The following is a 9038-nucleotide window of genomic DNA, read 5'->3' on the forward strand; positions in this document are numbered from 1 at the left end:
CACAGGCATCTTTCTGCGTATTGTGGCAGAGTGCGCCTGGGACGAATACCTGGCTGGCACCCCCATCACAGCAATAGCGCCATTTTGGCGTGCCATCCGTCCCACCGATGCCCTGGCCAGCAAGCTGCGCTGCGGCCCGGGTTTTCTGGCTGAAACCGCCTAGAAGCGGAGGGGTGGCAGCCCCTACACCTACTTCCCCCCCCTGTAGGAATGACCTACGACGCAAACGGCAGCCTAACCGCCGACCGCACCCACGGCATAGCCCACATACAGTGGCGCGCCGACGCAAGGTACGCAGCATAACCCGCGCCGACGGCAGGCAGGTAGGGGGCTATAGGTAGCGTTCGTGCTCCTGTATGGGCAGGTCGTTTATGCTGGCAAAACGCTTCTGCATCAGCCCCTGTGGATTGAATTCCCACATCTCGTTGCCATAGGCACGAAACCACTGCCCCTGGGCCTTCCGGTACTCATATTCAAAGCGCACAGCTATGCGGTTTTCCTGATGCGCCCAGTACTCCTTCTTTAGCTTGTAGTCCAGCTCTTCTTTCCACTTTCGGGTAAGGAAGGCCACGATGGCATCCCGTCCTTTCAGGAACTCGGATCGGTTTCGCCACTCGCTGTCTGGTGTGTAGGCCAGGCTTACCCGCTCGGTTTTTTTTGTGTTCCAGGCATCTTCGGCCATCTGTACTTTCTGGCGGGCTGTCTCCTCGGTAAAGGGTGGGAAGGGAGGCTTTTGTTCCATGTCTTTCTTTTTTCATGTTATGTACATGGAAAATCCATTCTTCTGAAATAAAGTTTCATTTGAAAACATATGTTGCATTTCATTGGGGGGGAGGACAGGGGCAATAGGTATCTTTTCCCGTTTCCTGGGTGTATGCCCGTATAGGGCTGCCATCGTAGGTCCGGCTAAGCCAGGTTATCCGGCTGGGCAGCTTGCACGCGCTTGAGCATTCGAGATCAGATTCCCCGAAGCAAGGAACCCGAACTTGCACTCCAGTAAGGGGCACATACCCGGCCTTATCAGCATGTAGACAGCCGCCTGCTAGACAGCCGGATCACCCATGTAGGGATAAGCAAAATGGGTGGGTGGCACAAAGGTTTCCTTCACGGTTCGGGCGCTCGTCCAGCGGAGGAGGTTCAGGTAGCTGCCTGCCTTGTCATTGGTGCCACTGCCGCGGCCGCCGCCAAAGGGCTGCTGGTTTACCACGGCACCGGTGGGCTTATCGTTCAGGTAGAAGTTGCCCGCGCTATGCTCCAGGGCCTCCAGTGCCTGGCGTAGCACAGTGCGGTCTTGGGCAAAAACGGCTCCCGTCAGGGCATATTCATTGTCGTCTACCTGCTTCAGCACCTGCGTCCACTCCTCATCCGGGTAGACGTATACGGTAAGCACCGGGCCAAAAATCTCTTCCTTCATTAGCCTGGAGTCCGGGCTTTGGCTTACCACTACGGTAGGTTCTATAAAGTAGCCCTTGCTTTTGTCGTATCCCCCCCCGGCCAGTATACGCAGGTTGGGGTCTTGCCGGGCATGCTCTATGTAGCCCACTATTTTGTCGAAGGCTTTTTCGTCTATCACTGCCGTTACAAAGTTCCGGAAGTCTTCGGGCGGGCCTTGCTTTATCTCTTTCAGGTCGGCCTGCACGCGCTGCAAGACAGCCTGTGCCAGGCTATGTGGCAGGTATACACGGCTAGCGGCCGAGCATTTTTGCCCCTGAAACTCAAATGCGCCGCGTGTAATGGCAGTGGCTACGGCTGCCGGGTCCGCATCCTTATAGGCCAGGATAAAGTCCTTGCCACCAGTTTCGCCCACTATGCGGGGGTAGCTGCGGTACTTCTCTATGTTGTTCCCGATGGTCCGCCAGATAGCGCGAAACACCTGGGTGCTGCCTGTAAAGTGGATGCCTGCAAACTGCGGGTGGTCAAACACCTGGCTGCCCACGGTAGCACCGTCCACGTGCACCAGGTTTATCACCCCAGCGGGCAGGCCTGCCTCCAGCAGTACCTCCATCACCATACTAGCGGAGTAGATCTGGCTATCTGCCGCCTTCCACACCACGGTATTGCCCATCATGGCGGGCGCTGTGGGCAGGTTGCCAGATATGGCTGTGAAATTGAAGGGGGTGAGGGCAAATACAAAACCCTCCAATGCGCGGTACTGCAGCTGGTTCCACATACCTTTCTGGCTATCTGGCTGCTGGTTGTAGATCAGCTGCATGTAGTGTACATTGAAGCGCAGGAAGTCTACCAGCTCACATACCGCATCTATTTCGCTCTGGTAGCAGGTTTTGCTCTGGGCCAGCATGGTGGCTGCATTTATCCGGTAGCGCCAGGGGCCCGCTATCAGGTCTGCCGCTTTCAGGAAGATGGCGGCGCGGTCTTGCCAGGGCATTTTTTCCCAGGCAGCCTTGGCCTGCAGGGCAGCAGCTATGGCTTTTTGTACGGTTCCGGCATCGCCCCGGTGCACAGTGCCCAGCACATGCTGGTGGTCGTGCGGGGGGTGCATGCTGCGTGTGGCACCAGTGTACAGGCGCTCTCCGCCCACATAGCAGGGCACCTCGCGTTGGCTACTACGCAGCGCCTGCAGCGCTGCCTCCAGTTTCAGGCGCTCGGGGCTGCCGGGGGCATAGTCATATACCGGCTCATTCTGTATAGGGGGTAGGTGGGTTACACTATTCATGGTCTCTTTTTCGGATATCCGTTTTTGTGTGGGCTACTATGTGCAAAGCTAGAAAGTATACCAATACCCTACAATCCGGATGCGGACTCCGCCCGAATAAAGCCCTGGGGGAGGACTAGAGGCTGATCCGAACGGTGTATAATGCGGTTTATGTGTGTTGTTTCTTACTTTTCGCTTTCGCCCAAGGAACGGGTGAAACCCGCATTAGTCCTGCACAATTCTTTTCAGCTCCACCAGTTTTAGCAGAGCCTCTACGGGGGTCAGGCGCTCGGGGTCTACATCGGCCAGCAGCTCGCGTATGCGCAGGCTGGCGGCATCGGGCTGCTCAAACAGGCGGAGCTGTAGCCGGGTGGCAGACTGGGATACCTGCGCGGCTGCTTCCAGGCCGGGTTGCTGGATCAGGCTCCGGTCTTGCTCAAACTGGGCCAGTAGCTCGCGCGCGCGGCGCACCACGGCTGGCGGCATGCCCGCCATCTGCGCCACCTGTATGCCAAAGCTGTGGGCACTGTGCCCTGGCTCCAGCCTGCGCATAAAGAGGATTTTTCCGTCAATCTCGCGCACACTCACGTGGTAGTTTTTCACCCGCTCCAGCTGCTCGGCCAGCAGGGCCAGCTCATGGTAGTGGGTGGCAAAGAGGGTTTTGGCTGCCCGGTCTGTGGCTGCATGCAGGTACTCTACCAGGGCCCAGGCTATGCTTACCCCATCGTAGGTGCTGGTGCCACGGCCTACCTCATCCATCAGCACCAGGCTTTGTGGCGTGCAGTTATTCAGGATTCGGGCGGTCTCGCTCATCTCCACCATAAAGGTGCTTTCGCCCGCGCTGAGGTTGTCGCTGGCACCCACGCGGGTGAAGATTCGGTCTACCACGCCTATGTGTGCGGCCTGTGCCGGCACATAGCTGCCCATCTGGGCCAGTAGCACAATTAGCGCTGTTTGGCGCAGCAGGGCGCTTTTTCCCGCCATATTTGGCCCGGTGATGATGAGGATCTGGTGGGTGGTGGGGTCCAGGTGCACGCTGTTGGGCACATAGGGCTGGTCTGCCGGCAGCAGCACCTCTATTACGGGGTGCCGACCTTCCTGTATGTCCAGGGTGCCGCTACTGTCTACCACCGGCAGGCAGTAGTTGCGCTTCACGGCCAGCTCGGCCAGGCTGGCCAGTACATCGGCCTCGGCTATCCGGGTAGCCCACTGCTGCAGCAGGGGGATGTGGGGCTGTAGGTGGCTCAGCAGCTGCTCATACAGCTGGTATTCCAGCAGGGCAATGCGGTCTTCGGCCCCCAGTATTTTTTCTTCCAGGGTTTTTAGCTCGGGGGTAATGTAGCGTTCGGCCCCGGTCAGTGTTTGCTTGCGCATCCAGTTTTCGGGCACCTTGTTCCGGTGGGCGTGGGTAACCTCCAGGTAGTAGCCGAAAACCCGGTTGTAGGAGATTTTGAGCGAGCTGATGCCGGTAGCCTCCGCTTCTCGGCGGCATATACCCTCCAGCAGCTGCTTTACATCCTGGCTTAGGGCGCGGTGCTCATCCAGCTCGCCCGATACGCCTGTGCGGATTACCATGCCCTGGTTTAGCTGTGCGGGGCATTCGTCTGCCAGCTGCGCTTGTAGTAGGCCTAGTGCGGTGCTTGGGTCTTCCAGGCTGCACCAGGGCCCAAATGCGGGCAGGTGCGCCACCGCCTGGCGCAGCAGGGGTAGCCGGGCCAGGCTATCGCGCAGGCTGGTAGCCTCACGCGGGTTCAGGCGGCGGGTTGCCAGCTTGCTTATCAGGCGTTCCAGGTCGGCAATTGGGCCCAGCAGCTGGGCAAGGGCCTCGCGTGTGGCCCTGTCTTCCACCAGTGCCTGCACCTGCCGCTGCCGGGCGTGTATCTGTTTCGGGTCGCGCAGGGGGAAGGCAATCCAGCGTTTCAGCATGCGCCCGCCCATGGCAGTGCGGGTGTGGTCTATGGTTTCGCACAGGCTGTGCCCGTCTGCAAAAAGGGGCTGCAGCAGCTCCAGGTTTCGCAGGCTATATTTGTCGATGGCGGTGTACCCCTCATCCCGGAATGCATACACGTGGGTAAGGTGCCCCAGCTGCTTCTGCTCCATCTGCTTCAGGTAGTGCAGCAGCACCCCGGCTGCTGTGGTGCCCGGCTGCTCGTCTTCCAGGCCAAAGCCCTTTACACTCTGCACCTGAAAGTGCTCCAGCAGCTGCTTCAGTGCATATTCTGGCTCAAATACCCAATCTTCCAGCCGGTAGGTATAGAAGTCGTCTCCGTACAGCTGCTGAAAGGTGCGCATGCCGGCCCGGGGCAGCACCACCTCGCTGGGCCGCAGGCTATACAGCAGCTTTTCTATCCGTGCCCGATCGCCACTCAGGCAGAAGAAGTCGCCGGTGCTTATGTCCAGAAATGCCGCGGCAGCCTGCTGCTCGGCCGGGAAGTATACTGCCGCCAGGTAATTGTTTGCCTTGTGGTCCAGCAGGTTTTCGTGCAGGTTTATCCCGGGGGTCAGTATTTCCGTTACCCCGCGTTTCACCAGGCCTTTGGCTAGCTTGGGGTCTTCCAGCTGCTCGCAGATGGCTACGCGCTGCCCGGCCCGCACCAGCTTGGGGATGTAGCTGTCCAAGGCGTGATGCGGAAAGCCCGCTAGCTCTATATCGCCAGCTGCACCATTATTGCGGCGGGTAAGGGTGATGCCCAGCAGGCGGCTGGCTGTTATGGCATCTTCGCCAAAGGTTTCGTAAAAGTCTCCCATCCGAAACAGCAGGAGTGTACCCGGGTATTGGGCCTTCACGCCGTTATACTGCTTCATCAGGGGGGTTTCGGCCTGCTTTGCCATGGTACAAAGATAGGGGCAGGTGGCGCGTGCCTTGGGCTATTTTTCCCCAGTGGCTGTGGAGAAAAGCCGTTATGCGGTGTGTTATTTAACAAAGGTGAAGGAGCAAATCGTGATGAGGGGGCTACTTTCGTGCGAAAATTATTCTGGCCCATGAAATCTACCACACTTCCGCCCCACCTAGGCTCTGCGCGCCTGCTGGGTGCACTTATGCTGGCCATGTTTCTGCTCATGTTTGTACCACTCATTATGATGGGGATGGCCACCGGCTGGCCAGGTAATCTTTCTGAGCCGGCTGAGGTAAACTTCGGATTTCTGCTATCGGTACGCCATGTCATGCAGTTTGGCTATTTTGTATACCTGCTGTACTCGCTGCTGTTTTATCCGGTCGTCTACCTGCTGGCACAGCACACCCTCGGCTTACGCCCGGCAGTAAACCCCGCTCTGCCCAGGCTGGCAGTAGGGTTTGCCCTGGCTTCCACGTTGGCACGCGGTATGGGTATTATGCGCTGGCTTACCTCCATGCCAGTTTTGGCCGACCGCTATGCCGAAGCTAGCCCGGCCGAGCAGCAGAGCCTGGTGTATGTGTACGAGGCCACAAATAGCCTAATGGGGGGGATAGGCGAAATACTCGGTGTGGGTATGTTTGCAGGCGTGGCCCTGCTCTTCATCAATGCATTCATGCTGCGGCATGCCCTTTGGCCCCGGGCGATTAGCCTGCTGGGGCTGGTTTCGGCCTTCTTTCTGCTGGGTACCACACTGGAGGTATTTGGCATTGACCTGGGGCACTACCTTACTGTATCGGTTACGATTTTCGAGTTCTGGTTGCTTTTCGGTGGGATCCATCTCCTACGTGCCAAGGCCCCAGTTGCCTGATTTAGGGTATGGCTCTGTCATACAATTCTGTACAAGGGCTAGGTATAAGGACTAGGTAGCCCTGTGTATGGTCCCTGTTTATCGTCTGCCAAGCTCCCACAGCACGTCTTCTGGGCTTATCTGCCGTAGCCTATCTGTCGCTACCCGTCCGATGTAATGGAGTCTGTAGGGCAGCAAAGGGCCACAGGGCACGTCCTGGATTCATTTCCAGGTTTTCGGGCATCAGGCTGAGGTTTCGGCTTTTTCCACCGGGATCAGCATTTTTTCCAGCGCCCAGTGCAGCACAACGTCTACCTGCTCTTCTATGGTCAGGTAGCTGGTGTCCAGCTCTCGGGCATCGCGGGCTTTTCGCATGGGGCCTTCCTTTCGGGTGGTGTCCAGCTCATCCCGGTGTCGCAGGTTGGCCTCTATTTCTTCCGCCGGATAATCGCCGCCCTTTTGGGCATACTCCAGCTTTCGGCGCACTACCCGTGCGTCCATGCTGGCCTTCATAAATACCTTGAGCTCTGCATGGGGGAATACGACGGTGCCAATGTCTCGCCCGTCCATTACCACCCCTCCCTGGGCTCCCAGCTGCTGCTGGGCGGCCACCAGGGCATGGCGCACCTCGGCTATGGCAGCCACTTCGCTCACCAGGTCATTTATCTGCGGTATGCGCAGGGTATCGGTTACGTTTTCGCCGTTCAGGTAGGTATTGTTTACCTGGGTGGCGGGGTCGTATTGGCAGCGTATGTGTGCCGTCTCCAGCAGCCCCAGCACCTCGGCCCGTTCACTTGGGTCTACCTGCCGGCGTATCAGCAGCAGGGTGAAGGCTCGGTACATAGCTCCCGAGTCGATGAACGTATAGTTCAGCTCACGGGCCACCCGCCGGGCCGTGGTACTCTTTCCACAGCCTGCGTAGCCATCTATTGCGATCACGATTCTTTTCACCTTATGCCAAAGATAAAAAAATATACCGGCCGCACATCCGGCTTTTGCCTGCGCACGCGCCCGGTGCGGAAATCCACACACTGTGTATAAACAGCGCGGCGGGCTTGGCGGGCAGCCCACATCTTTACGCCCCTATGGACAGCACGCTTCACCCCATTTCTGGCTCGGCCCCGCAGCCTGAGCCGCCCGCTGTAGCCGCTATGCCGGTGCCTCCAGAACCCCAGGACTGGGCGTACCTGGTCCGGCTGCCCCAGTTTGAGGGGCCGTTTGACCTCTTGCTGTTTTTTATCCAGCGGGATGAACTGGATATCTACGATATCCCCATTCATGACATTACCCGAAATTTTCTGGACTACATCCACACCATGGACCGGCTGCAGATCAGTGTAGCGGCAGAGTTTATCTACATGGCTGCCCAGCTGATGAAGATAAAGGCCAAGATGCTGATACCCCGCCCGCAGCTGGACGAAAAAGGAGAGGCGATAGACCCCCGAACCGACCTGGTGCAGCGGCTGATGGAGTATAAGCTGTATAAGGAAGCGGCCAATGCCCTGGAGCAGCGCGAAGCAGAGCAAGCCCTGCGCCTGAAGCGCGGCTACACCCAGGCCGAGCGTGCATTCCTGCGCGAGGCCCTGGAGGACCCGGCCGACGACCTGATGAACCTGAACCTCTACGCCATTATGCGCACCTACCAGCGGGTAATGGAGAAGCACTTGCGCGAGGTGGCCAAGCCACGCCACGTCATCCGGGCCCTGCCTTACACCATGGACCAGGTGCGAGACAACATTATGCTGATGGTACAGGACCGCAAGCGGGTAGACTTCCTGGAAGTGGCACTGGCCATACCCGAACCCATGTACGTGGTTTTCTGCTTCCTGAACATCCTGGAGATGACCCAGCAGCGCCTGCTGCACCTCACCCTGGGCGAGGGCTACAACAACTTCTGGCTCAGCGTGCGGGCCGAAGCAGCCTAAACGCTACTGGCCTCGCCGGTAAATATAATGATTCTTCCGCACGTCTACCCCTAGCGGGGCGCAATTATCCCTAACACGCCCGGCGGGTGGGCCTTGCCAGGCTAGCACCCGGAAGGGGCGAAGGCCGTAGGCGGGGAACCCCCGCGGGTAGTATCGCGGGTTGCATCCTGCTATTTCCGCATCGTTCTCGCGAAAATGCCGCCTGCTAAGGCCTGGCACAGCCCTTGATTTTTGGTACTTTTTATCAAGAAAAAGTACAAAGAAAAAAGGCGCTAGCCTGGCAAGGCCCGGGGAAAGAAGAACGGAGAGAAAGGTCATTTCTCATAAACATTAGTTGTAATTTCACCCGTCTTCCAGTTCACATCTGTTGAAATATCAGCCTGGTTTTCAAACGATTTTTTTGCCCTATTTTGTATCTCAATTATTATATCATATTTGCTACTACGAATAATAATTTCATTTTCCTTGGTATTTAATGTAACTGAAGAATAAAAATATCTTCTACTAAGAACATCACCCACCTCGTAAGCCAGATCAAAGGGTTTTGACAAAAAATTTCTTTCTACGTGGTTATAAATTATACCCCAGAGAACAAGATGCACGGGATCTGTACCAATCCTTGTTTGGCTGAGTACTACAGGGCATATCAAAGAATCTGATATTCTGAAATAATGATAAGGGATAAAAATCTCCATCTCCCAAGGACTATCATCAAAAAAAAATCGACTAAATCTGATTGGAAATACAGACGTATCCAGCCGCTTACCATCTTCCCA

General features: G+C 57.1%; 7 protein-coding genes. 2 read left to right on the top strand and 5 right to left on the bottom strand.

Features of this window, described 5'->3' with window-relative positions; all coding sequences use genetic code 11:
* Window positions 1-331: 331 nt before the first annotated feature.
* The 3 genes from LW884_09810 to mutS all read right to left on the bottom strand — a co-directional run bounded on the left by LW884_09810 (window position 332) and on the right by mutS (window position 5485).
* Entirely contained in the window at window positions 332-742 is a 411-nt protein-coding gene (locus LW884_09810) for a nuclear transport factor 2 family protein (GenBank protein ID MCE3008623.1), read from the bottom strand.
* 300 nt (window positions 743-1042) lie between these two features.
* Window positions 1043-2674, bottom strand: a complete 1632-nt coding sequence (gene pruA, locus LW884_09815) for an L-glutamate gamma-semialdehyde dehydrogenase (protein ID MCE3008624.1) — start codon at window positions 2672-2674, stop codon at window positions 1043-1045.
* A gap of 204 nt (window positions 2675-2878) precedes the next feature.
* Window positions 2879-5485, bottom strand: a complete 2607-nt coding sequence (gene mutS / locus LW884_09820; GenBank protein ID MCE3008625.1) for a DNA mismatch repair protein MutS — start codon at window positions 5483-5485, stop codon at window positions 2879-2881.
* Between the two features lie 150 nt (window positions 5486-5635).
* Here mutS and LW884_09825 point away from each other — a divergent pair, with 150 nt between their 5' ends.
* The gene (locus tag LW884_09825; GenBank protein ID MCE3008626.1) at window positions 5636-6358 is read left to right on the top strand and encodes a DUF4386 domain-containing protein; all 723 of its coding nucleotides are present in this window, start codon (window positions 5636-5638) and stop codon (window positions 6356-6358) included.
* 222 nt (window positions 6359-6580) lie between these two features.
* Here the strand turns inward: LW884_09825 and cmk are convergent, their stop codons facing one another.
* Window positions 6581-7288 carry a (d)CMP kinase gene (cmk, locus tag LW884_09830; protein ID MCE3008627.1) on the bottom strand — a complete coding sequence of 236 codons (708 nt, stop codon included), beginning with the start codon at window positions 7286-7288 and terminating at the stop codon, window positions 6581-6583.
* 134 nt (window positions 7289-7422) lie between these two features.
* Here cmk and LW884_09835 point away from each other — a divergent pair, with 134 nt between their 5' ends.
* On the top strand, window positions 7423-8262 hold the full coding sequence (locus tag LW884_09835; GenBank protein ID MCE3008628.1) for a segregation/condensation protein A: 840 nt from the start codon (window positions 7423-7425) through the stop codon (window positions 8260-8262).
* 314 nt (window positions 8263-8576) lie between these two features.
* Here LW884_09835 and LW884_09840 read toward each other — a convergent pair.
* Window positions 8577-9038: hypothetical protein (locus tag LW884_09840; GenBank protein ID MCE3008629.1), on the bottom strand; the 462-nt coding region annotated here is incomplete at its 5' end.

It is taken from the genome of Bacteroidota bacterium (assembly GCA_021300195.1).
Taxonomy (GTDB): domain Bacteria; phylum Bacteroidota; class Bacteroidia; order J057; family JAJTIE01; genus JAJTIE01.